Here is a 22980-nt window from a genome sequence, read left to right as displayed (position 1 = left end):
CGGATGGTTCGTTGCCATTTACATTGGGAATCGGCGGGTGGGCTGCTACACTTGCCCGCTTTCCGATATCTGAAATACTTCTCTCGAACGAGTTAATGATCGCCGTGACCGATTGTCCCCCTTCTGCCCGAAAGACTTTCACTTGTGAATTACATGGTGAGGCCGCCACACGACAGCTGGCAGCGCGTCTGGCGCCACTGTTGACGGATGGCGGGCTGATCTTTTTGCAAGGGACGCTGGGGGCTGGTAAAACAGCGTTTTGTCGAGGGCTGATTCAGGCGCTGGGCCATACTGGAGCGGTCAAAAGCCCGACCTATACACTGGTCGAAGACTATGATCTGGCCTGTTGCCAGGTCTGTCACTTTGACCTCTATCGTCTGGGTGATCCGGAAGAGCTGGAATTTATGGGCATCCGTGATTATCTCGCTGGTCAGGTGTTGTGTTTGGTGGAGTGGCCCGATAAGGGTCGGGGCGTGTTACCAATGGCGGATCTGGATATTCACTTTGAAGACCTGGGTGACTCCCGTCGTCTGAGTTTGCAGGGGCAGACCGAGCGGGCGGTAGCCTGGTTAACGGCGCTGGAGCAAGAGGATGCCGAAGGATGATGGGCATCACCCTCAAGGCAAACCGGGCGACTGTGCTTGGCCACCTGTGTCGTTGTGCTTGCTGGCTGTTGGCGCTGACTGGCAGCGTATTGGTGCAGGCGGATGTACGGGATATCCGGGTCTGGCAATCACCGGACAGCACTCGGCTGGTGTTTGATTTGACCGAGCCATCCGAACACAAGATTTTTCCTCTCAGTTCCCCCAGTCGCGTCGTGATCGATCTGAATGATGCCGAGATGTTATTGGATACTGCTGACATTGACCTGGAAGGAACGGCGGTGGCCAGTATTCGTATCGGCCACCCCAGTAAAAAAGTACTGCGTATTGTGCTCGACCTTGATGAAACGCTGAAACCGAGCAGCTTCCCGTTGCCGCCGAACGATGTGTACGCCAATCACCGGTTGGTGGTTGATCTGAAGCGTCCAGAAACCACCCAGTCACTATCGCCAGTGAAGCCGGTCAAACAGGCGGAGACTTCCGCGGCTGGCCATCGGGATATTATTGTGGCTATCGATGCCGGCCACGGCGGTGAAGATCCGGGGGCTTCCGGGTCGAAAGGTACCCAGGAAAAACATGTGGTACTGGCGATCGCCAAGGAATTACAGGCGCTGTTGAAAAAAGAAGCCGGTTTTACCCCCTTTATGGTACGTACCGGTGATTATTATATTGGCTTGCGGGAACGTACCGAAAAAGCCCGGTCGGCCAACTCGGATTTTCTGGTATCGATTCACGCCGATGCCTTTATGCAGGCCAGCGCCAACGGCAGTTCGGTATATGTCTTGTCGGATCGTGGTGCGACCAGTGAGACAGCCCGCTGGTTGGCAGACAAGGAAAACAACGCTGACCTGGTCGGTGGGATTTCCCTGGAAGATAAAGACGATCACCTGAAAATGACGCTGCTGGATCTGTCGATGACCTATCAGCGTAATTCCAGCAAGCGGATCGGTGCCGATATTCTGGGTTATATGAAAAAAATCTCTTATCTGCATAAACGACAGGTAGAAGAAGCGGCTTTTGTGGTGCTGAAAGCACCGGATATTCCGGCTCTGCTGGTTGAAACCGGCTTTATTTCCAACCCGGAAGAAGAACGTAAACTGGGCACCCGCAAGTATCAGCGCCAGATGGCGACCGCTATTTTTAATGGCATCAAGGACTATTTCAGTGAACATCCACCGAGTGGCACCTTGCTGGAAGCGCAACGGCAGCGTAGTCAGAGCAGCGGAGCCCACTCTTATGTGATTCGCAGCGGCGATACCCTGTCGGACCTGGCTATTAAACATGGTGTTGGCCTGAATGAGCTACGTCGCGTTAATGGCCTGAACAGCGATCAGATCCGTATCGGCCAAACCATCAAAATTCCTGGTCTCTGAACTGTCATGCCCAATATCCATTTGCTTTCCCCGCGCCTCACCAACCAGATTGCTGCCGGGGAAGTGGTCGAACGCCCCGCCAATATCGTCAAAGAGCTGGTTGAAAATGCCCTGGATGCCGGTGCCACCCGTATCGATGTGGATGCCGAGCAAGGGGGCGTCAAGTTGTTACGGGTGCGTGACAATGGCGCCGGGATAGAAAAAGACGATCTGTCATTGGCCCTGAGTCGCCACGCGACCAGCAAGATCAATACGCTTGATGACCTGGAAGCTGTGATTACCATGGGGTTTCGCGGAGAAGCCCTGGCCTCGATCAGCTCGGTGTCGCGGCTGACGTTGACCTCTCGTTATCAGGAGGCGGCAGAGGCCTGGCAAGTGACTGCAGAAGGCCGGGATATGGTGACACATGTTGCACCGGCGGCGCACCCGCCAGGGACCACGCTGGAAGTTCGGGATCTGTTTTTTAACACGCCGGCGCGGCGCAAGTTTCTACGCACTGAAAAGACCGAATTCTCACACCTGGAAGATCACCTGAAAAAACTGGCCCTGAGCCGTTACGACGTGGCGTTTTGCCTGCGCCATAACAATCGGGTGATTCACCAGTTGCGTGCGGCTGAGCGAGGTGTCGAACAGGAACGCCGGGTGGCGGCCATTCTGTCGCCACAGTTTATTGATAACGCCCTGCATGTGGATACCGAAGCGGCGGGATTGTTGTTGTCGGGCTGGGTGGCGTTGCCGACGTTCTCCCGCTCGCAGGCGGATATGCAATATTTTTACGTCAACGGCCGGGCGGTACGAGACAAGCTGGTGGTGCATGCCATCAAGCAGGCCTATCGCGATGTATTGTTTCATGGTCGTCACCCGGCGTTTGTGCTGTACCTGACACTGGACCCGAAGCTGGTGGATGTGAATGTGCATCCCACCAAGCACGAAGTGCGGTTTCGGGATGGTCGTCTGGTGCATGACTTCCTGTTCCGCACCCTGCATCGGGTGCTGGCGGATGTACGACCCTCTGACCAGTTGCCACCAACCAACGGTGCTGGCCTGGGGGCATCAACTGGCGTGGTATCCACAGATGGTACGGCCCCCGTGGGCGAGGCTGAGACACGTCCGCATGGCCAGCCGACGGCGAGACCAGGGCAGGACAGCGGCGAATTTACCAGCCAGGAACGATTGCCATGGCAAGCACCGGCTGCCAATCCGTATCCGTCGGCTAACTCGTCCTCCGCGCTTGATCCGCGGCCATCGACCAACCAGATTGCCAATCAGCTCAGTGCCTATGAAAGCATGAGCAAGCCGTTGCCATTAAGCGCTCAGCCCATGGCGATGCCTGCGGCCGACGATGGTGATCTGCCGCCATTGGGGTTGGCTGTTGCCCAGCTGCATGGCATTTATATTCTGGCGCAGAACAGCGTTGGTCTGGTGCTGGTTGATATGCACGCCGCGCATGAACGCATTACCTATGAGCGGCTGAAAATATCGGTCGATCAACAGCAAGTGGCCAGTCAGCCCTTGCTGGTGCCCGAAACGCTGGCGGTCAGTGAACGGGAAGCGGATATGGCCGAACAGCACGCGGAAGAGTTCCGGCGCCTGGGAGTGGAGCTGGCACGAGTGGGGCCGGAATCGTTGCTGATCCGACAAATCCCCGTGTTACTGCAACAGGCCGTGGTGCCACAGTTGGTCACGGATATGTTGGGCGATTTGTTGGAACACGGCACCTCTGACCGCATTCAGGCGCACCGCAACGAAATACTCTCGACAATGGCCTGTCATGGTTCCGTGCGGGCCAACCGTAAACTGACGATTGCCGAAATGAACGCGTTGTTGCGTGATATGGAAGCGACGGAGCGCAGTGGCCAGTGTAATCATGGCCGTCCAACCTGGACCCAGCTCAGCATGGCCGAGCTCGACAAACTGTTTCTGAGGGGACGCTAGTGACACACTCGGGATTACCACCCGCCATTTTTCTGATGGGGCCGACTGCGTCTGGCAAGACGGCCCTGGCGCTGGAGCTGGTCAAGCGTTACCCCTGCGATATCATCAGTGTGGATTCGGCGCTGGTGTACAGGGATATGGATATCGGCACCGCCAAACCGGATGCGGCGATGCTGGCCCAGGCCCCGCACCGGCTGATCAATCTGTGTGATCCGGCCGAGCCTTATTCTGCTGCCCGTTTTCGCGAGGATGCGCTGCGTGAAATGGCGGATATCAGTGCCCAGGGACGGATTCCGTTGCTGGTGGGCGGGACCATGATGTACTTCAAGTTCCTGCGTGATGGGGCTGCCGACCTGCCGCGTGCGGATGATGTGGTGCGCAGCCAGCTGTTGGCTGAAGCACAGGCACATGGCTGGCCGTGGATGCATGCCCAACTGGCTGGTGTTGACCCGGAATCCGCGGCGCGTTTGCAGCCCATGGATCAGCAGCGTATCCAGCGGGCGCTGGAAGTGTATCGGGTATCCGGCAAAACGCTGACCCAATACTGGCAGGAACAACAGACGGAACCGCTGCCCTATCGGGTGGTCAACCTTGCGGTTTGCCCCAACGACCGGGCGCAATTGCACCAGCGTATTGCGTATCGTTTTGAGCAAATGCTGCGCGAAGGTTTTGTGGAAGAGGTGCGGCATCTGTACCAGCGCGGCGATTTGCATACCGGGTTGCCATCGGTCCGGGCCGTGGGGTATCGCCAGGTATGGGACTATCTCGAAGGGCTGTGTGACTATGACAGCATGATGGAACGCGGCATTATTGCCACGCGCCAGCTGGCCAAACGGCAGATTACCTGGCTGCGTGGCTGGCCGGATTTGCACTGGCTTGAGACAGATTCAGCGGATCTGTTGACAAGTGCCTTGAAAATACTCGAGGTGAACGCCATATTTAGCGAGTTGCCCTGAAAAAGCAGCGGACTGGGTTTATTCTATTTTTTGCCGCCGTATATTGGGGGCACCACTCTTTGAGGAGACTATTACAATGTCAAAAGGGCACTCGCTACAAGACCCTTACCTAAATCAGCTCAGGAAAGAGCGTATTCCTGTATCTATTTTTTTGGTTAACGGCATCAAGCTGCAAGGGCAAATCGAATCTTTCGACCAATTTGTGATTTTGTTGAAAAATACCGTCAGCCAAATGGTTTACAAACACGCCATCTCAACCGTTGTGCCATCCCGTAATGTACGGATGCAGCCAATGGAAACCGGTGACGAGTCTGGCGACGATAACTGACAGGACTGGGAGTAGCGTCTAATTGTTTTTTGAGCGCCCACAGAACGGCGGCGAGACAGCCGTTCTGGTGCATATCGATTTCCCGGAAGGTGTCAATCGTGAAGACCTTGCTGAATTTCGGGAACTCGTGATCTCTGCCGGAGCAGATCCGGCCGAACTGGTTACCAGCAAACGTGATGTGCCCGATGCCAAATTCTTTATTGGCAGCGGCAAAGTTGAAGAAATTCACGATCTTGTGCATTTGCACGACTGCGAGCTGGTGATCTTCAATCACTCTCTTTCCCCCAGTCAGGAGCGTAACCTGGAACGCGCCCTGCAGTGCCGTGTGCTTGATCGTACCGGGCTGATTCTGGATATCTTTGCCCAGCGTGCCCGCACCCACGAGGGCAAGCTGCAGGTTGAGCTGGCCCAGTTGCAGTATCAGGCAACCCGGTTGATTCGGGGCTGGACCCACCTGGAGCGACAAAAAGGCGGGATTGGTATGCGCGGGCCGGGTGAAACCCAGCTTGAAACCGACCGGCGTTTGCTGCGAGAGCGGGTAAAAAACATCAACGCCCGTTTGGCCAAGGTGCGCGCACAACGACAACAGGGGCGGCGAGCGCGACAGCGTTCCTCGGTACCAACGGTTGCCATTGTGGGTTATACCAACGCCGGCAAATCGACGCTGTTTAATGCGTTGACGTGTGCAGAGGTGTATGCCGCCGATCAGCTGTTTGCCACTCTGGACCCGACCTTGCGGCGTTTGCCGGTGGATGACATCGGCGAAGTTGTCCTGGCCGATACCGTCGGTTTTATCCGTCACCTGCCGCATAAACTGGTAGAAGCCTTTCAGGCGACATTGCAAGAAGCGGCTGAAGCGGATTTATTGCTGCATGTAATTGATAGTGCGGCGGCAGAGCGGGATGGCAATATCGCTGAGGTTGAATCGGTTCTGACCGAGATCGATGCGATGGAAGTGCCGCAGCTGCGGATCTACAACAAGATCGACTTGCTGGACCGGGCTGAAGCGCGGATTGATCGTGACGAATACGGCAAGCCGGTGGCCATCTGGTTATCTGCAGTCGATCGTAATGGCTTTGAGCTGTTGACCCAGGCAATTGGCGAGCTGCTGGGAGAAGAGCTGCTGGACGACGATATCCTGTTGACTCCGGCGGACGCAAAACTGCGTGCCATACTGTATGACCTGGGTGCTATCCAGCGCGAACACTACGAAGATAACGGTGATATGTTGTTGTCGGTACGTTTGCAGTTGCAAGACTTCAAACGTGCCTTGGCACGGGCAGATATTGCAGAATCGCGGTTCTTGCCAGAGGTTCGTGAAGCCTGGCAGTAACAGGAACGGCTTTGGTCGCAATCCTGGCCAAAAACGTTATCATTGACGATTGAATTTTATGGAACGGGCCCGAATGCCACTCCCGCAGGGAAAGGCGATTACGGCCCGGTTTTTATGTATTGGATGCTTCCTGACTGGAGTTAACTATGGCCTGGAATGAGCCCGGCGGTAAGGGCAATCCCAACGATCCTTGGGGTAATAACAACCGCGGTAATAATAACCGCGGCGGTGGCGGCCAGCCACCTGACCTGGACGAGGCACTCAAGCAGTTGCTCGACAAGCTGAACAGTCTGTTTGGCGGCAAGGGGTCTGGTGGCGGTAACAACAATAACAGCAATGGCAACGGCGGTATCGGTGGCATGCTGGTGATTGCAGGTGCCATTCTGGTGGTGATGCTGGGGTTCAACTCGGTATACACACTGGATGAAACCGAACGTGGTGTCGTGCTGCGCCTGGGTAAATACAGCTCAACCGAAAACCCCGGTTTGCGTTTCAAAATTCCACTGGTCGACCACGTGATACCGGTTAACACCACCGGTGTCCGGGAAGTGGAAGTGAAAGAACGGATGCTGACAGAAGACGAAAACATTGTCGAAATCGAGCTCAGCGTACAGTATCGGGTATCTGACCCAGTGGCCTATGCCCTGCGGGTGGAATCACCAGAGCGTACCTTGGTGGCGGCGGCAGAAAGTGCCTTGCGTCATGCGGTTGGTTCGACAGAAATGGATCAGATCCTGACCATTGGTCGTAATCTGTTGGCAGACCAGGTGCAGATTCGCTTGCAGGATTACCTCGACCGTTATCAAACCGGGATGGTGCTGAACACGGTCAACATCAAGGATGCCCGTCCACCGACCCAGGTAGCGGCGTCCTTTGATGATGTGCAGAAAGCCAAGCAGGACAAGGATCGCTTTATCAGTGAATCCGAAGCCTATGCCAACTCGGTAGTACCAGAAGCCCGTGGTCGTGCCCAGCGTCAGCTGGAAGAAGCATCGGCCTACAAAGAGCAGGTGATTGCCCGTGCCGAAGGTCAGGCCGCCCGTTTTAACGATTTGTTAGCGGAATATCGCAAGGCCCCGAAGGTCATGCGTGAACGTCTGTATATCGATGCCATCTCCGATGTCTACACCCAGTCCAGCAAGGTACTGGTGGATGTTGATGGTGGTAACAACATGATGTATCTGCCATTGGATCAGTTGATGAAGGCCATGCCAGCATCTCAGGCGGCATCCGGTAGTGGTCAATTGACCAGTAGCGATATTTCCCGCCTCACCGATCAGGTGCTGGAAGAAGTACGCTCACGCCAAAGCTCAACTACTACCACTACTCGTCGGGAGGGTCGTTAATGTCTCCGAAAGCCTTTGCCAGCGCCGTGATTGCAGGTGCTGTCCTGCTGCTTGCCAGTCAGGGTTTGTACGTGGTTAACGAAACTGAACGTGCTATCAAGTTGAAATTCCGCGAAATTGTCGATGCGGATATTCAGCCCGGATTGCATTGGAAGGTGCCTTTTATTGAAACCGTCAAACTGTTTGATGCGCGTGTACTGACGCTGGATTCCAGCTCAGCCCGCTTTCTGACTGCCGGTAAAAAGTACGTGATTGTGGATGCGTTCGCGAAATGGCGCATTGAAGATGTACGGGCTTATTACCAGGCCACTTCCGGTAATCGGATGGAAGCATCGAAACTGCTCTCCAACCTGATGAACAAAGGGCTGCGTGATGAAATCGCTTCCCGCACCATGCACGATGTGGTATCCGGCGAGCGTGACAAGCTGATGACCAAACTGACAGCGCTGCTTAATACAGAAACCCAGGCCGAATTGGGGATTGAAGTATTGGACGTGCGGGTCAAGGCGATCGATTTGCCTGAAGACCTGAGTGAGTCTGTGTATCAACGGATGTCTGCAGAACGTGATCGGGAAGCCCGTGAACATCGTTCACAAGGTCGTGAGCTGGCAGAAGGTATCCAGGCCGATGCCGATCGTCAGAAAACGGTGATTGAGGCAGAAGCCTATCGGGATGCCGAGCGCACACGTGGTGAAGGGGACGCAGAAGCATCGCGTATCTACAACGCCGCGTTCAGCAAGGACCCGGAATTCTATGCGTTTACCCGCAGCCTGAATGCCTATACCGAGACCTTCAATCAGAACGATGTGATTTTGCTCAAGCCTGACAGCACGTTCTTCCGTTACCTGAAAGATCCTTCCGGTAACTGACCGGTTGGCGAGCAAGGCGGCAGGTGTCGGACTCATGGTCATCGCCGTGCAGCTTTGCTAAAATCATCAAAACCGGGCAAAGGCCCGGTTTTTTTGTGAAATAACCAAAGCATCAGGCACTTCGTCCTCCGGCAAGCAGGCTGATAAAGGCTGCACTGGCGTGTCATAAGGATCAAACCATGACATCCCTGTGGGAACCCTTGGGCCCTTGCCTGATATTGATCCCGGAAAGCCTGGGGCTTTCCTCGATTCCACAATATTGGCGCTACCAGATAACAGGGTAACTGCCGATAGTGACCGAACGGTACGTCTGGCGGAGTTGGTCAGCATTATGCTGCAATCGATACCTCTGGATGTTACCCATTGATATAGGCTGAACAATGACTCTAGCAGATCGCTGGCTACTGCCGGACGGTATTGAAGAAGTCCTGCCGCCTGGCGCGCAGCAGATAGAACACTTACGTCGACGCTTGCTCGACCTGATGGATAGCTGGGGCTACGACCTGGTGACGCCTCCGGTACTGGAATATCTGGATGCACTCCTGACCGGTACTGGCAAGGATCTGGACTTGCGTACCTTCAAGGTGACCGATCAGATTTCCGGCCGCATGATGGGCTTGAGTGCTGATACCACGCCTCAGGTCGCTCGCATCGATGCGCATAGCCTGGCACGAGACGGGATCAGTCGCTTCTGTTATTGCCGGACAATTTTCCATACCCGTGCCCGCTCCCTGCTGGCCAACCGTACGCCAACCCAAATCGGTGCTGAGCTGTTTGGTGAAGCGGGAGTGGCCGCGGATGTGGAAGTACTCAGTATGATGCTGAGTCTATTGACCGCCAGTGGCGTCAAGAACATTCATCTTGATATCGGTAATGTCGGTGTCTACCGTGCCATTGCTGAACAGGCAGGGGTGACGGATGCCCAGCAGACCGAGCTGTTTGATTTGCTCAAGCTGAAATGTGCCAGTGATATCGATGCCTGGGCAGAACGGGAAATTGCCGATAATAACAGCCGTAAGGCATTACAGTTATTGGCACGTTTGCAAGGTACTCTGAGTGGTCTGGCCAACGGTTTTGACAAGCTGATTGCACTGGTTCCTGGTGTAGCCAGTGAGCTGGAGCATCTGCAGGCGGTTGCCAACCAGGTTCTGGAGCGTTTTCCTGGTGTCCCTCTGTATATCGACCTGACCGAATTGCGTGGCTATCAGTATCATACCGGTCTGGTGTTTGGTGCTTATATTCCCGGTTACGGTGATGCCATTGCCCAGGGCGGCCGCTACGATGAAACCGGCAAGGCCTTTGGCCGTGCTCGTCCGGCACGAGGATTCAGCGCAGACTTGCGGGTCCTGGCCCGACTGGGTGACTTTGCCCCGGAACGCAAGCCTCTGGTACTGGCACCGGCTACCGGTGATGCTGCACTCTGGCAGTATGTGAATGAACTAAGGCAGCAGGGGATGCGTGTTATCTCCTGCCGTGAGCAGGATACACCGCAGGCAGATTATTCCCTGCAAATCATCAACGGCCAGTGGCAGCTGGTCCAAGTGCAACCAGCTTAATATTGAGACAGACATGGGTAAAAGTGTTGTAGTTCTCGGCACCCAATGGGGTGACGAAGGTAAAGGGAAAATTGTTGACCTGCTGACTGAAAAAGCAGCGGCCGTTGTGCGTTTCCAGGGTGGCCACAATGCCGGTCACACACTGGTGATTGATGGTGAAAAAACCGCATTGCATCTGATTCCTTCGGGCATTTTGCGTGAAGGCGTTATCTGTGTGGTGGGTAACGGTGTGGTGGTGGCTCCGGATGCCTTGTTGAAAGAAATCCGGGCACTGGAGCAACGTGGTGTACCGGTTATGGAGCGCTTGCGTTTGTCCCATGCCTGCCCTCTGATTCTGCCTTATCATGCCGCTCTGGATCAGGCCCGTGAGATCAAGCGAGGCAATGCCAAAATCGGCACCACCGGTCGTGGTATTGGCCCTGCCTATGAAGACAAGGTCAGTCGTCGCGGTTTGCGTGTTGACGATCTGTTCCAGCCGGAATTTGCCGACAAGCTGAAAGAAGTAATGGAATACCATAACTTCTCCTTGAAGCACTATTACGGCGTTGAAGAAGTCGACTACGAAGCAACTCTGGCGTCTTGTCTGGAGTGGGCTGCACAGATCAAGGACATTGTGGTTGATGCGGTCGACCTGGTGCATTCTGTGCGCGAATCCGGTGGCGATATCATGTTTGAAGGCGCCCAGGGCACCTTGCTGGATATCGACCACGGTACTTATCCGTTTGTTACTTCGTCCAACACCACTGCCGGTGGCGTGGCGACAGGTTCCGGCGTTGGTCCCTTGTATCTGGACCAGATTCTGGGGATTACCAAGGCGTATACCACCCGTGTCGGGTCTGGCCCGTTTCCAACCGAACTGTTTGATGAGGTTGGTACGCAGCTGGCGACCGTGGGTAAGGAAACCGGTACAACCACTGGCCGTAATCGCCGTTGTGGCTGGTTTGATGCCATGCTGGTAAAACACGCGATCCGGGTGAACTCTATCAATACTATTTGTCTGACCAAGCTCGACGTACTGGATGGTCTTGAAACCATCAAGGTCTGTGTCGGCTATGAAGATGAAAACGGCCAGCGCATGAATGTTCCGGCCAGTGCTGACAAGTTTGCCAAAATCACTCCAGTCTATGAAGAGCTGCCAGGCTGGACTGAGTCCACCTTTGGTGCCAAAGCACTGGAAGACTTGCCAGAGAATGCCCGTGCGTATATCCGTTTTGTAGAAAAAGCCATCAATGCGCCGATTGATATTATTTCTACTGGCCCTGATCGTCTTGAAACGATCGTACTGCGCCACAGCTTCGATATCTGATGAAGTACCTGCGGTTCTGCAAGGTTACGTATAAGTACTTGAGTACTTGCAGAACCGCGTCGCGGGACGCGCTTACCGATGGTAATCACGTCTGCACCCAAGGAAGGGAAGTCCCCGTCACTGCTGTCATTTCGCCGTGGAGCTGCTGGTTTGCCAGTACGCCGAACCCGATGATGCAATGCTCTTAGGTTATTTCTATTTATGAATATTGATTTTCCGCTCATCTTGATGATTGCCACGCTGTTTACCGGCATCGTGGCCTTGATCGATAAGTTGTTTCTGGCATCCCGGCGCGTTGCCCGTGCTGATGCGGCAACAGCAGCAGGGAATATGGATGCCGCTGGGAAGGTGGCACAAGAGCCTTTTCTGGTTGAACAGAGCAAGTCGTTTTTCCCGGTACTGGCAATTGTCTTTGTGCTGCGCTCATTTATTGCAGAGCCATTTCAGATTCCATCGGCATCGATGGAGCCTGGTCTGACAGAGGGTGACTTTATTCTGGTCAGCAAATTTCATTATGGACTGAGAATGCCGGTATTCGGCAATACGCTGATCCCTGTTGGCGAGCCGGAGCGGGGGGATGTGATGGTATTTTTCCCACCGGAGGACCCACGTTATTTTATCAAGCGGGTTATCGGCTTGCCGGGGGATCACATCGAGTATCGTGACCGTCAGCTGACCATTAACGGTGAAAAAATACCGACCCGTAACCTGGGAGGCGAGCCGGTTTACCGCCCGGTAAAGTATCTGGCGGAAGAATCGCTGGGTGATCATACGGCTACCGTAAAATGGGTTGTAGGACGGCCGGTAGGCGCTAGTGATCTGGTGGTTTGGGCGGGGCCTGAAGGGGTCTGGGATGTGCCGGAGGGGCATTATTTCATGATGGGTGACAATCGCGGTAACAGCAGCGATGGTCGGGTGTGGGGTTTTGTACCGGAAGAAAATATTGTGGGTAAAGCCGTGGCCGTCTGGATGCACTGGAAAGGCTGGGATGAACTGCCATCATTTGATCGTAATGGCTGGATCCAGTAAGCCTCTGCGGCTGCCGGAAAGCAACGCAAGCTGTGAATAAGCGGGGCCATACTGAGATTGCTGGTGACTATCCTTGTTTGCGGATTGCACCTGGCGGCCAGCAAAAAGGAAAGGTTTATGACCGGTGAAACTGTTTTTCCAGGACGATCAGATGATTGTCAGGTGGTGGTTTAAAAAAGTCCTTGTTCAGGGGTTGCCGTGTGGCAAAACAAGACTACAATGCGCGTCGATTTCATGCGGTTGAGTCTTGATGATATGAACGTAGCTCGTCAACTGAAAGGCATGGCATTTGATCTGGTCGACCGAGTCGTCCCGGTCAAACCGGTTGTACATGCCCCTGATCTGCAAACAGTACTGGATCGTGAATCCCGTCGAATGCATTTGTACTTTTCGCGTAATTGTCCGGCTTCTATCCAGGTGCGACGCCATTGCCTGCGGCTTGGTTTGCGGGTAGTGGAAAAAGACGTTGAGCGTGTTGATGCTTATCGTAATGAGCTGGTCAATGGCGGTGGTATACCTCGGGTTCCTTGCTTGCGTATCGATGGTGAGCAAAACAGCGAATGGCTGTATAGCCCGGATGCGATTCATGGGTATCTGAATCGACGTTACTGAGTCTCGCTGCTTTTCTGTATGCTCTGCTGGCTGGTTATTCTGATCTGCCTGTTCCTCGCGGTCTGCGATATGAGACTGCCCCTCTGCTGTTTGCCATAAACCAGTGAGCCATATGGCTGGCTGTGTGGTGTTGGCTCGTCTTGCCTGTTCTCTGTTGTGATAATAGATCGGCCATATTTATGGTGTGGGTGCTTGCCAGGCCGTGATGCCGTGTCTGTTGTCAGTCCGGTTCGATACTATGAATATGGACTCTGATATGAACTCTGAATGGCGGTTATCCCGGTGAAAATATAGTGATAAAGCAATCTGCTTTTTGTCTTGGGGCGATTATCGCTGTGTTACTGGCCAGTGTGCTGGAACCTGTCAGTTCACAATGGTTGGCGTTTGACCGTAGTGACATTGGCCAAGGTCAGTGGTGGCGCTTGTTAACGTGCCACTGGGTGCATTTATCCTGGCCTCATGCGCTGGGTAATGTGGGTGGGCTGGTGTTGCTGGCTGTGATCGCCGCTGGAACGGTACCAAACAGGGTGTTCGTAGGGTTGTTGCTCTGGTGCAGTGGTGTTGTTGGACTGGGATTGATGCTGTTTGCCGGGGATCTGCAGCGCTATGTGGGTTTGTCCGGGGTGTTGCATGGTATGTTGATGGTGGCTCCATTTGTTGCGCTTGGATATAGCCGCCGTATGGCGATGCTGTTTGCCGGACTGGTGGTACTCAAGGTGGTATGGGAACAGTCGCCTTATTATAGCGGTGGAGCGGTGGGTGAGATGATTGGTGGACGAGTGGCAACCGAGGCTCATTTGCTGGGAGGGATCGCCGGTGGCGTCTGGTTGTTGGCTATGGCAGTCTTTAGCCCAATTTTTTGCCGGGATAATGATCATGTCTCAGAATGACGAACAGCAACGGGGTCCTTGGCGCATTGTCAGCGCTCAGACGGTGTATGAAAATCCGTGGATGCGGGTCGACGATCACCAGGTGATTGCACCGACAGGCAAGCCGGGTATTTATGGCACAGTGGCGTTTAAAAATCGTGCGATTGCCATATTGCCTATCGCCGAGAATGGCGATACCTGGTTGATCGGGCAGTACCGCTTTCCTTTGGATCAATACAGTTGGGAATTGCCAATGGGAGGCGGGCCATTGGATGAGTCACCGGAACTGGCTGCTCGACGTGAATTGAAGGAAGAAACTGGCCTGAGCGCTGACGAGTGGCAGCCGCTAGGGTATTTTCATGTCAGTAATTGCATTACCAATGAAGAAGCCTTTGCTTTTCTGGCGCAAGGACTGACGGAGGGTGAGACTTGTTTTGATGATACCGAGCAACTGGATATTCAGCGGCTGCCTTTTGCTGAGGCACTGGCCATGACGCTGGACGGGCGTATCACTGATTTGCTGACGGTTGCGGTGATCCAGCGTGCCAGCCTGATGGGCCTGGCTGGTCGCTGATCGCTGTGGGTGTTTAACAGGATTCTGCAATCGATACACTGGCATCCTGACGAAACTGTGCCGGACTGATATTTTCATGTTTGTGAAATATACGATCGAGCGCCCGTCTGCCAGATAGTCCCAGGGTTACGGCAATTGCATCGATACTGTCATTGCTGCTGGTTAACAGATGCTTGGCTTGTTTTATCCGTACTTGAGTGATCAGTTGTTTTAATGAAGTCGCTTCCTGTTGCAGGTGGCGATTCAGAGTGCGGGTGCTGATATTGAAGTGCTCGGCAATGGTTTGCTGGGTGGCCGAGAAACTGAGCTGGCCATTGATCAGGGCACGTTGGATGTGATTGCAGAGTGAACCCGCCCGGACGAGTTTGCGAAACTGTTTTTCAACTACCTGACGCATCATTTGGGTGATGTTCGGGTTGGTATGGTGTAACCCCAGATCAAGGCTGTCCGGCTGCAGCTCAATGGTACATTGCGAGGCATCAAAGAGTAGTTCGGTTTGCCATTGCTGGCTATAGCGCTGAGCGTAATCCGGCTCCTGCCATGGCAGCAGAATCCGCTCTATGATCAGGCGTGAGCCACATAAATGGCGAAACCAGCTGAGTAGTGTGCTGATCAGTAATTCCATCCGCCAGCGGCAGCTGCCGGTGTCTATGGGTGCCTTCAGGTCGATACGGATACGCAGAGGCCCCTGGCGGGTTCGGGTAACATTGACGACCATGTGTTCCGATAACAACGAGGCAAACTTTTCCAGGTAATACAGAGCTTCGCGTAATGTGTTACTGCATAAAAACAAATGGTGTAACGGGCCGCTGGCTCCGGCGTCGAACCGCAACGGTGGCAAAACACAAAAGTCGTTGCTGTTGTGTGTGGCATGCAGGTGGTTGATATATTCCTTGGCGGTACAGGCATCCAGTATGACAGGCAATTCTGGAGTGCTATGGCCGAGTGGTGGTGGCAGGTGTTCTCTGTGTTGGTGTGGCAAAATCTGCAGTAATGGCATCACTGTCAATGCTGCGAGATAGCCTTGATCCGTCGTCATAGTGTTTGTCTGCTGCCTTACTGCTTGAGTACCGCGATGGGCATCTGGGAGTATTGAGTCGATTGTTTTTCAAATATTGACTTAATTATCAGTAAGTTAGTTTTTATTATCAATCATGAATTTACCAGCAGAATTTTCTGGATGTGATCGATAGGCAGGAAAATAGTCAGTCTGGTCTATAAACATTCAGACTTTTTGGTCTACTGTAACCCGGTTGTTGGTAACGACTGTCAAAGTGAAGATTTCATCAAGGATTAATCAAGGCGTGGCTTTTACAATATACGGTACTGATGGCTGCCACTTGTGCGAAGACGCAGACAAGCTGTTGCAACAGGCTGCCAGCGTGCTGCCGATAACGTATCACTACATCGATATCGCTGATGATGAAACATTGGTGGAGCGTTATGGTATTCGCATACCAGTGATTCGGCATGATAGCTCATCTGATGAGCTTGGTTGGCCATTTGATTTTGAAAATATGCTGTCATGGCTGGCAGTGCATCAATCTCCAGCAAAGGAAGACTGATTTATGCGAATAAAGAATATGATCACAGGAACCGGTGTGTTGTGGGGTCGAACGTCGGTTATTGCTGTGGCTTTGGCTATCGGTTTGTCTGGCTGTGCAACGACGAGCGGTGGGCCGTCATTATCACCCAAGGGTGAAGCGATTTACGATACGCTGGCTTTGGATACACGTTTGCGGACATGGGCCGATAGCTGTACGCATGTCAGCTATCGGGCAGACAAGGCGGCACAGCTGGCGCGTCAGAACTGGTGGAACCGTAATGGCAGTTTGGTGAAAAGTGCAGATTATGGTTTGGCGTATGATCTGGTTACGATAACCGATACACGCCAACCAACCGGTGCTCGACTGGCGATGGCGCTGACCTGGGGAATCGTTGAAGCAGCAGAGCAGGAAGTGGCAGCGGCTCTGGCGGATAAAGAGAATCAGGAAAGCCGATGCCTTGAGGTTCTGGATGCCTTTGATCGGGGGGATCTGGATCTGGCTGATCGAGAGGTAACTTACAAGGCCTTGTTGGAGATGCAGCATCATCGGGATATGAAAGGTGATGCATTATTGCTGAGAGAAGCGGCAGTAGAGAAACAGACCGGCAAGGTGTATGGCCGTTCCTACTATGTTGTCGAAAAGCTGACGCAGCACCTGGCTTGTCCTGGAGCGGAAGTCAGCTTGCTCAGCAGTGCTTGGCCAGATGAGGTCTATCAGGCCCGGTGTGAAGATGCCAGTTTCTTGCTGTTACGCTGTGAGTGGGGCAACTGTCGGGTAGTTAAGTAAGCACCATTCTGCTTGATCCGCTATAAAAAGAAAAAGCCGCTACCGGTTTGTTCCGGTAGCGGCTTTTTTATGACGGAAGGCTGCGCATCAGACAGATTCGCAGCCGTCGTGCATGATTAACGCGCTGCTTCTACGATGCGTTTCATGTCGGTCATATAGCCACGCAGTTCCTGGCCAACCCATTCAACCGGGTGGTTACGGATGGCGTCGTTTACTTCGATCAGGCGAGCGTTATCAACCGAGTTGGTTTTCAGCTTCAGTCCTTTACCAATCACATCGGTGCTGATATGTGGCATGAACTTCTCGCGCAGCAGGGGTACCGCTGCGTGGGAGAACAGGTAGTTACCGTATTCTGCCGTGTCGGAAATAACGACGTTCATTTCGTACAGTTTGCGACGGGCGATGGTGTTGGCGATCAGTGGTGTTTCGTGCAGAGACTCGTAGTAAGCAGACTCTTCAACGATGCCGGACTCAACCATGGTTTCGAAAGCCAGCTCAACACCAGCCTTGATCATGGCAACCAGCATGATGCCGTGGTCAAAGTATTCTTGCTCATCAATTTCAACGTCAGACGCCGGTGCTTTTTCAAAGCCGGTTTCTGCGGTTTCTTCACGCCAGGTCAGCAGGTTTTTGTCGTTGTTGGCCCAGTCTTCCATCATGGTGCGGGAGAACTCGCCAGAAATGATGTCGTCCTGGTGTTTGCGGAACAGGGGACGCATCAGTTCTTTCAGGTCTTCGGCCATATCGAAGGCTTCAATTTTGGCCGGGTTGCTCAGGCGATCCATCATGTTGGTGATGCCGCCATATTTCAGTGCTTCTGTGGTGGTTTCCCAGCCGTACTGGATCAGCTTGGCGGCGTAACCTTCATCAATGCCGTCTTCAACCATTTTTTCGAAGCCCAGAATGGCGCCGGTTTGCAGCATGCCACACAGGATGGTTTGCTCACCCATCAGGTCGGATTTTACTTCGGCAACAAAGGAGGATTCCAGACAACCGGCACGGTGACCGCCAGTACCAGCCGCCCAGGCTTTGGCAATTTCCAGGCCGTCGCCATTCGGGTCGTTCTCTGGGTGAACCGCGATCAGCGTTGGGACGCCAAAGCCACGTTTGTATTCTTCACGTACTTCAGAGCCCGGGCACTTGGGTGCAACCATGATGACGGTCAGGTCTTCACGGATTTGCATGCCTTCTTCAACAATGTTGAAACCATGGGAATAGCCCAGGGTAGCCCCTTGTTTCATCAGTGGCATAACAGCAGAAACAACAGCAGTATGCTGTTTGTCTGGAGTCAGGTTCATGACCAGGTCAGCCGTTGGAATCAGCTCTTCATAAGTGCCGACGGTGAAACCGTTGTCGGTGGCGTTTTTCCACGACTGACGTTTTTCTGCAATCGCCGCGGCACGCAGTGTGTAAGACACGTCCAGACCGGAGTCGCGCATGTTCAGACCCTGGTTCAAGCCCTGGGCACCACAACCGATGATGACAATTTTTTTGCCTTTCAGGTAATCGGCTTCGGACTCAAATTCATCACGGTTCATAAAGCGACAGCGGCCCAGTTGGTCCAGCTTTTCGCGCAGGTTCAGAGTGTTAAAGTAGTTGTTGCCCATACCAGTCTTCCTCATTGCAGGGGTGTACAGAATGTCGATGCGGGCATGGTAGGCCAATGCTTACGTTGCGTAAAATGCTATATTTGCGTTGCTGTGTTGCGTTTTATGCAAAGAGTCGTGAATGCTTGCGGTATTTTTGTTCCGAGTCTGGGCAGTGATTTTTATGAATAGGTAAAACTCCATGGATTACAAAGACTTGCAGTCTTTTATCTGTCTGGCGTCGGTATTGCATTTGGGACGGGCTGCAGAACAGCTGCATATGAGTCCATCGACACTCAGTCGCAGGCTGGCACGAATGGAACAGGAAGTTGGGGTACCTTTGCTGAATCGTGACAGAATGCAGCTGTCGTTAACCCGTGCCGGAGAACGATTTGGCCAACATGCGGAACAGACCCTGTTCTCCTGGCAAACCCTGAGGCATGAAGTCAATGTGGGGGTCAGCAAGCTGTCCGGGCGACTGACGCTGTTTTGCTCGGTGACGGCCAGTTTTACGGTGTTGCCTGATCTGTTATCCCGGTTTCGGGAGCGCTACCCTTGTATTGATCTGAATATACTGACGGGTGATGCGGCGGAATCAATTCCCAGGCTGCGCTCAGGGGAAGCTGATATCGTAGTCGCTGCGCGTCCGGAAACACTGGATCGTGAGTTGTCATTTCGGGCACTGACGTCCAGCCCTCTGCTATTTATAGCACCGAGAAATGTCGCTATTATTCCTGAGTTGGCCAAGCCGGAGCCGGATTGGCAAAAGGTTCCGATGGTGCTATCGACCAGTGGCTTGGGTCGTTCCCGGGTGGATCAGTGGTTTGCTGCCAGATCAATCCAGCCGCATATCTATGCACAGGTGTCGGGTAGCGAGGCTATCGTCAGTATGGTGGCTCTGGGAGTCGGGGTTGGCGTTGTGCCGGAATTGGTGTTGCGCCATAGTCCGATGTCGTCCCGGGTTCGGGTGCTGGCTGTACAGCCGGAGCTGGAATCCTTCCTGATTGGATTGTGCTCTCACGTTCACCGCTTGAATGATCCACTGATTCAGGCACTCTGGAAGACAGCCTTTGATGGATAACGCATAATAGCGTTTGTCAGGCTGTTTCCGTAACAGACCCGTGCCAGCAAACGGCAGATTCCTTTCGGCAGTGAATATTTCATCATACTGCCAGTGCATGATAAGGCCATTGAATGAAACCAGTTCAGCAACACCCCAATGAAGAAGATCCGTTAAACGAATGCAATAACAAGAGTGACGACTCGCAGCGCCACTCTGGCTGGGCCGGTGGTCGGGGCATTTATTTGCTACCTAACCTGTTTACTACAGCTGCCCTGTTTTCCGGTTTTTACGCTATCACCGCGAGTATGAACGGGCACTTTGAAACCGCTGCCGTAGCGATCTTTATTGCCATGATTCTGGATGGGCTGGATGGCCGTGTTGCACGCATGACCAACACCCAAAGTGATTTTGGCGCAGAGTACGACAGTCTGTCCGATATGGTGTCATTTGGTATGGCCCCGGCTCTGGTTGCGTTCAGTTGGGCGTTACAGGATCTGGGTAAAATAGGCTGGCTGGCTGCTTTTGTTTATGTCGCCGGGGCGGCGTTACGGCTGGCCCGTTTCAATACGCAACTGGGCGTTGCCGACAAAAACTTTTTTACGGGGTTGGCCAGTCCCTCTGCTGCTGCAGTGGTTGCCGGAACCGTATGGATGTTTTCGGATGCCGGCGTTAGTGGCGAGTCCGTCGCCTGGTTAATGGCGGTACTGGTACCTGTATCGGGCTTGCTGATGGTCAGTAATGTCCGTTATCACAGCTTCAAGGGACTGGACTTGAAAGGCAAAGTGCCGTTTGTGGCCTTGTTGGCGGTGGTGCTGGTCTTTGTGGTGGTTTCCATCGACCCGGCCAAGGTGCTGTTATTGTTCTTTGTTGGCTATGCCTTGTCGGGACCTGCCTTTGAAGTGTGGGATCGACTAATAAATCGTAAGAACTAGCAACCTTCTGCGACTACTCTATATCAAAGAGATCAACCTTCTTATCAGGGAGTCGCAGCATGATGATATTAAAACCTCGACGTAGCGATCCAAAGCCGTCAGAAATCACCCCCAAAGATACATATCTTAATCGACGCGCCTTTATGGGAGCGTCGATTGGTACTGCCTTGAGTGCTTCTGCCGCGATTTCTGCGGCAACCATGAGTTTGCCAGCTCTGGCATTAACCACCCGAAAAAATCCTGAAACAGCAGGCCCCGGCTGGCTGCAACAGCAAATTGGTGCGGCGAAAGAATCGCCACTCAGTACGACAGATGCCCCCGCCCCTTATAGCGCCATTACCAACTACAATAACTTCTATGAGTTTGGCTACGACAAAGCCGACCCGGCACGGTATGCCAGCAAACTGTCGATAGATCCCTGGTCTGTGGAAATCAGCGGTGCCTGCGAAAATCCAGGAGTCCTGTCGCTGGAAACAATAATGAAGGATATGGAGCTTGAGGAGCGTATCTATCGACTGCGCTGTGTTGAGGCCTGGTCTATGGTGATTCCCTGGATTGGCTTCTCCTTGGCCGATCTGATCAAGCGTTGCAAGCCGCTGTCCAGCGCCCGGTTTGTTGAATTCAAGACCTTGGAAGATCCAAAACAATTCCCTGAGCAGCGCAGCCGTTTTTCAACCATTGACTGGCCGTATCGGGAAGGCCTGCGCATGGATGAAGCCATGAACCCATTAACCATACTCGCCGTTGGATTGTATGGTGAAGTATTGCCAAACCAGAATGGCGCACCATTGCGATTGGTTGTGCCCTGGAAATATGGCTTTAAAAGCATCAAGTCAATCGTCTCGATACGCTTCACTGAAACGCAGCCAGTCACAAGCTGGAATTCATTGGCCCCTAATGAATACGGCTTTTATGCCAACGTAAACCCGGAAGTCGATCACCCGCGCTGGAGTCAGGCCCGTGAGCGCAGGCTGCCCTCTGGTCTGCTATCCGCCAATCGGATCGAAACACAGATGTTTAACGGCTATGCCGATGAAGTTGCCCATTTGTACCGGGGAATGGATTTACAGAAGCTGTATTAAGCACAGGTCCAAAAGAGGGGGGGGGAGAGGTATGGCGTTATCAACACGAGTCTGGCGCGGCTGGCTGGTTCTGATTGCCGGTTTGTTACCACTGGTTTACTTGTTATGGCTGGTGGTTCGGTTGCAGATGGGCGAATGGGATGTATTGGGGCCGGAGCCTGGCCGGGCGATTGTCTTTTTTACCGGTAGCTGGACCTTTAATCTGTTATTGATCGGTCTTGCCATCTCACCCTTACGAAGAATGGGGGTAAAGTGGCCAGCCACTCACCGCCGTATGGTGGGATTGATCACATTTACTTACGCCACCTGTCATCTGCTGGCTTACTCCGCCTTCTTGCTGGAATGGCATTGGCAGGAAATAGCGACCGAGCTGGTAAAGCGCCCTTACCTGACATTGGGAATGCTGGCCTGGTTACTGCTATTGCCATTGGCCGTGACGTCTCACAGCTATTGGCAGCGACGCCTTCGTCAGCGCTGGAAGCAGCTGCATACATTGGTTTATGCGATTGCTGTACTTGCCGCGATTCACTATTTACTGCAAATCCGATCCAACTGGCTTGAGCCCGTTCTCTACAGTGTCTTTGTGGCGTTGTTATTGGCTGAGCGTTTATGGCGGAAACAGTGGAAAAAGCCGTTGGCCCGGACTCGGGTAGCGTAGTAACGGGTATTACAATGCTGAATTATTGAAAATGACCGCTAATTGTCATCAAAGTGAAAAGAATAGTTGACGGCAATATGGATATCCCTATACTGCGCGCCTCTCTACTGCTGATGCAGCAGGGAATGGAGCAAGATTCATCGTTATATTGGATGAATCAGCTTCAGTTCTGGTTTGGTAATGCATCCTTTGGATTTGAACCGCCAACCAGAAAAAACGGATTTAAGGGTTGAATTACTGATTTATCAGTGTATTATTCGCCACCTTGATTCGGGAAGTGGTCGGCAAGATCGATCAACTTTCAATGGTAAGTAGTTGTTTTTAAAGAAGTTTTTGAAAATAAACGCTTGACAAAAAGATTCGGCGCTGTAGAATGCGCCACACGATTTAGACCTCTGGTCTGGGTTGTGAAAGCGGTTTGATCAAATTGAATGAGTCCTCTGGATGACTTCAACATTAAATGAAAAATCGCTTGACTCTTGGGTTTGTTGCTGTAAGATGCACAGCCCGCTCAGACGAAACGGTCTGACAGCTCTTTAAAAAATTAAGCATTAAGTAATTCGTGTGGGTGCTTACTGAGATGATCTGAAGTCAAGATTATCAAGAAGTAAGAACTCGTCGATAATTCATTTACGTGA

Annotated in this window: 22 protein-coding genes; 20 read left to right on the top strand and 2 right to left on the bottom strand. The window is 53.1% G+C overall.

What is annotated here, in order from left to right:
- Positions 1-95 precede the first annotated feature (95 nt).
- The 14 genes from tsaE to Q8W32_RS09515 all read left to right on the top strand — a co-directional run bounded on the left by tsaE (position 96) and on the right by Q8W32_RS09515 (position 14688).
- Positions 96-605: a tRNA (adenosine(37)-N6)-threonylcarbamoyltransferase complex ATPase subunit type 1 TsaE gene (gene tsaE / locus Q8W32_RS09580; protein ID WP_305414706.1), complete on the top strand. Its 510-nt coding sequence runs from the start codon at positions 96-98 to the stop codon at positions 603-605.
- Entirely contained in the window at positions 602-1975 is a 1374-nt protein-coding gene (locus Q8W32_RS09575; RefSeq protein WP_305414705.1) for an N-acetylmuramoyl-L-alanine amidase, read from the top strand. Before tsaE ends, Q8W32_RS09575 begins: the two co-directional genes overlap by 4 nt.
- Before the next feature lie 6 nt (positions 1976-1981).
- Positions 1982-3910 carry a DNA mismatch repair endonuclease MutL gene (gene mutL / locus Q8W32_RS09570; RefSeq protein WP_305414703.1) on the top strand — a complete coding sequence of 643 codons (1929 nt, stop codon included), beginning with the start codon at positions 1982-1984 and terminating at the stop codon, positions 3908-3910.
- Positions 3911-3945: 35 nt separating this feature from the next.
- Entirely contained in the window at positions 3946-4866 is a 921-nt protein-coding gene (miaA, locus tag Q8W32_RS09565) for a tRNA (adenosine(37)-N6)-dimethylallyltransferase MiaA (protein WP_305414810.1), read from the top strand.
- 76 nt (positions 4867-4942) lie between these two features.
- Positions 4943-5194, top strand: coding sequence for an RNA chaperone Hfq (hfq, locus tag Q8W32_RS09560; protein ID WP_303433210.1), 252 nt, complete (start codon positions 4943-4945; stop codon positions 5192-5194).
- Between the two features lie 22 nt (positions 5195-5216).
- Complete coding sequence (gene hflX / locus Q8W32_RS09555) at positions 5217-6527, top strand: ribosome rescue GTPase HflX (RefSeq protein WP_305414701.1); 1311 nt, start codon at positions 5217-5219, stop codon at positions 6525-6527.
- A gap of 146 nt (positions 6528-6673) precedes the next feature.
- Positions 6674-7873 carry an FtsH protease activity modulator HflK gene (gene hflK / locus Q8W32_RS09550; RefSeq protein ID WP_303433212.1) on the top strand — a complete coding sequence of 400 codons (1200 nt, stop codon included), beginning with the start codon at positions 6674-6676 and terminating at the stop codon, positions 7871-7873.
- A complete protein-coding gene (hflC, locus tag Q8W32_RS09545; RefSeq protein ID WP_303433213.1) occupies positions 7873-8742 on the top strand; it encodes a protease modulator HflC in 870 nt (289 codons plus the stop codon). Before hflK ends, hflC begins: the two co-directional genes overlap by 1 nt.
- A 380-nt stretch (positions 8743-9122) precedes the next feature.
- Entirely contained in the window at positions 9123-10298 is a 1176-nt protein-coding gene (locus tag Q8W32_RS09540) for an ATP phosphoribosyltransferase regulatory subunit (protein WP_305414699.1), read from the top strand.
- A 13-nt stretch (positions 10299-10311) separates the two neighbouring features.
- Positions 10312-11604, top strand: a complete 1293-nt coding sequence (locus tag Q8W32_RS09535) for an adenylosuccinate synthase (RefSeq protein WP_303433215.1) — start codon at positions 10312-10314, stop codon at positions 11602-11604.
- Between the two features lie 201 nt (positions 11605-11805).
- Positions 11806-12633, top strand: a complete 828-nt coding sequence (gene lepB / locus Q8W32_RS09530) for a signal peptidase I (RefSeq protein ID WP_305414697.1) — start codon at positions 11806-11808, stop codon at positions 12631-12633.
- A gap of 255 nt (positions 12634-12888) precedes the next feature.
- The gene (locus tag Q8W32_RS09525; protein WP_303433217.1) at positions 12889-13245 is read left to right on the top strand and encodes a glutaredoxin domain-containing protein; all 357 of its coding nucleotides are present in this window, start codon (positions 12889-12891) and stop codon (positions 13243-13245) included.
- Between the two features lie 293 nt (positions 13246-13538).
- Complete coding sequence (rrtA, locus tag Q8W32_RS09520; RefSeq protein WP_305414695.1) at positions 13539-14135, top strand: rhombosortase; 597 nt, start codon at positions 13539-13541, stop codon at positions 14133-14135.
- The gene (locus Q8W32_RS09515; protein WP_303433219.1) at positions 14122-14688 is read left to right on the top strand and encodes an NUDIX hydrolase; all 567 of its coding nucleotides are present in this window, start codon (positions 14122-14124) and stop codon (positions 14686-14688) included. Before rrtA ends, Q8W32_RS09515 begins: the two co-directional genes overlap by 14 nt.
- Positions 14689-14701: 13 nt before the next feature.
- On the opposite strand, the gene Q8W32_RS09510 is transcribed toward Q8W32_RS09515, so the two are convergent.
- The gene (locus Q8W32_RS09510) at positions 14702-15727 is read right to left on the bottom strand and encodes an AraC family transcriptional regulator (RefSeq protein WP_303433220.1); all 1026 of its coding nucleotides are present in this window, start codon (positions 15725-15727) and stop codon (positions 14702-14704) included.
- 265 nt (positions 15728-15992) lie between these two features.
- Between Q8W32_RS09510 and Q8W32_RS09505 the strand changes: the two genes are divergently transcribed.
- The gene (locus Q8W32_RS09505; RefSeq protein WP_303433221.1) at positions 15993-16253 is read left to right on the top strand and encodes a glutaredoxin family protein; all 261 of its coding nucleotides are present in this window, start codon (positions 15993-15995) and stop codon (positions 16251-16253) included.
- 3 nt (positions 16254-16256) lie between these two features.
- On the top strand, positions 16257-17021 hold the full coding sequence (locus tag Q8W32_RS09500; RefSeq protein WP_303433222.1) for a hypothetical protein: 765 nt from the start codon (positions 16257-16259) through the stop codon (positions 17019-17021).
- 116 nt (positions 17022-17137) lie between these two features.
- Here Q8W32_RS09500 and ilvC read toward each other — a convergent pair whose 3' ends face one another.
- Complete coding sequence (ilvC, locus tag Q8W32_RS09495; RefSeq protein WP_303433223.1) at positions 17138-18628, bottom strand: ketol-acid reductoisomerase; 1491 nt, start codon at positions 18626-18628, stop codon at positions 17138-17140.
- Positions 18629-18809: 181 nt separating this feature from the next.
- On the opposite strand from ilvC, the gene ilvY reads away from it, so the two are divergent.
- The 4 genes from ilvY to Q8W32_RS09475 all read left to right on the top strand — a co-directional run bounded on the left by ilvY (position 18810) and on the right by Q8W32_RS09475 (position 22342).
- Entirely contained in the window at positions 18810-19688 is an 879-nt protein-coding gene (gene ilvY / locus Q8W32_RS09490) for an HTH-type transcriptional activator IlvY (protein ID WP_303433224.1), read from the top strand.
- A gap of 113 nt (positions 19689-19801) precedes the next feature.
- Positions 19802-20602, top strand: a complete 801-nt coding sequence (pssA, locus tag Q8W32_RS09485; RefSeq protein ID WP_303433225.1) for a CDP-diacylglycerol--serine O-phosphatidyltransferase — start codon at positions 19802-19804, stop codon at positions 20600-20602.
- A gap of 59 nt (positions 20603-20661) precedes the next feature.
- On the top strand, positions 20662-21684 hold the full coding sequence (gene msrP / locus Q8W32_RS09480) for a protein-methionine-sulfoxide reductase catalytic subunit MsrP (protein WP_305414693.1): 1023 nt from the start codon (positions 20662-20664) through the stop codon (positions 21682-21684).
- Positions 21685-21715: 31 nt separating this feature from the next.
- Positions 21716-22342, top strand: a complete 627-nt coding sequence (locus Q8W32_RS09475) for a sulfite oxidase heme-binding subunit YedZ (protein WP_303433227.1) — start codon at positions 21716-21718, stop codon at positions 22340-22342.
- Positions 22343-22980: the final 638 nt, after the last annotated feature.

This window comes from Oceanobacter sp. 3_MG-2023, from assembly GCF_030688925.1.
Taxonomy (GTDB): domain Bacteria; phylum Pseudomonadota; class Gammaproteobacteria; order Pseudomonadales; family Oceanobacteraceae; genus Oceanobacter.
Note: the sequence above shows the minus strand (reverse complement) of the source record. Positions and strands in the feature narration are given on the sequence as shown.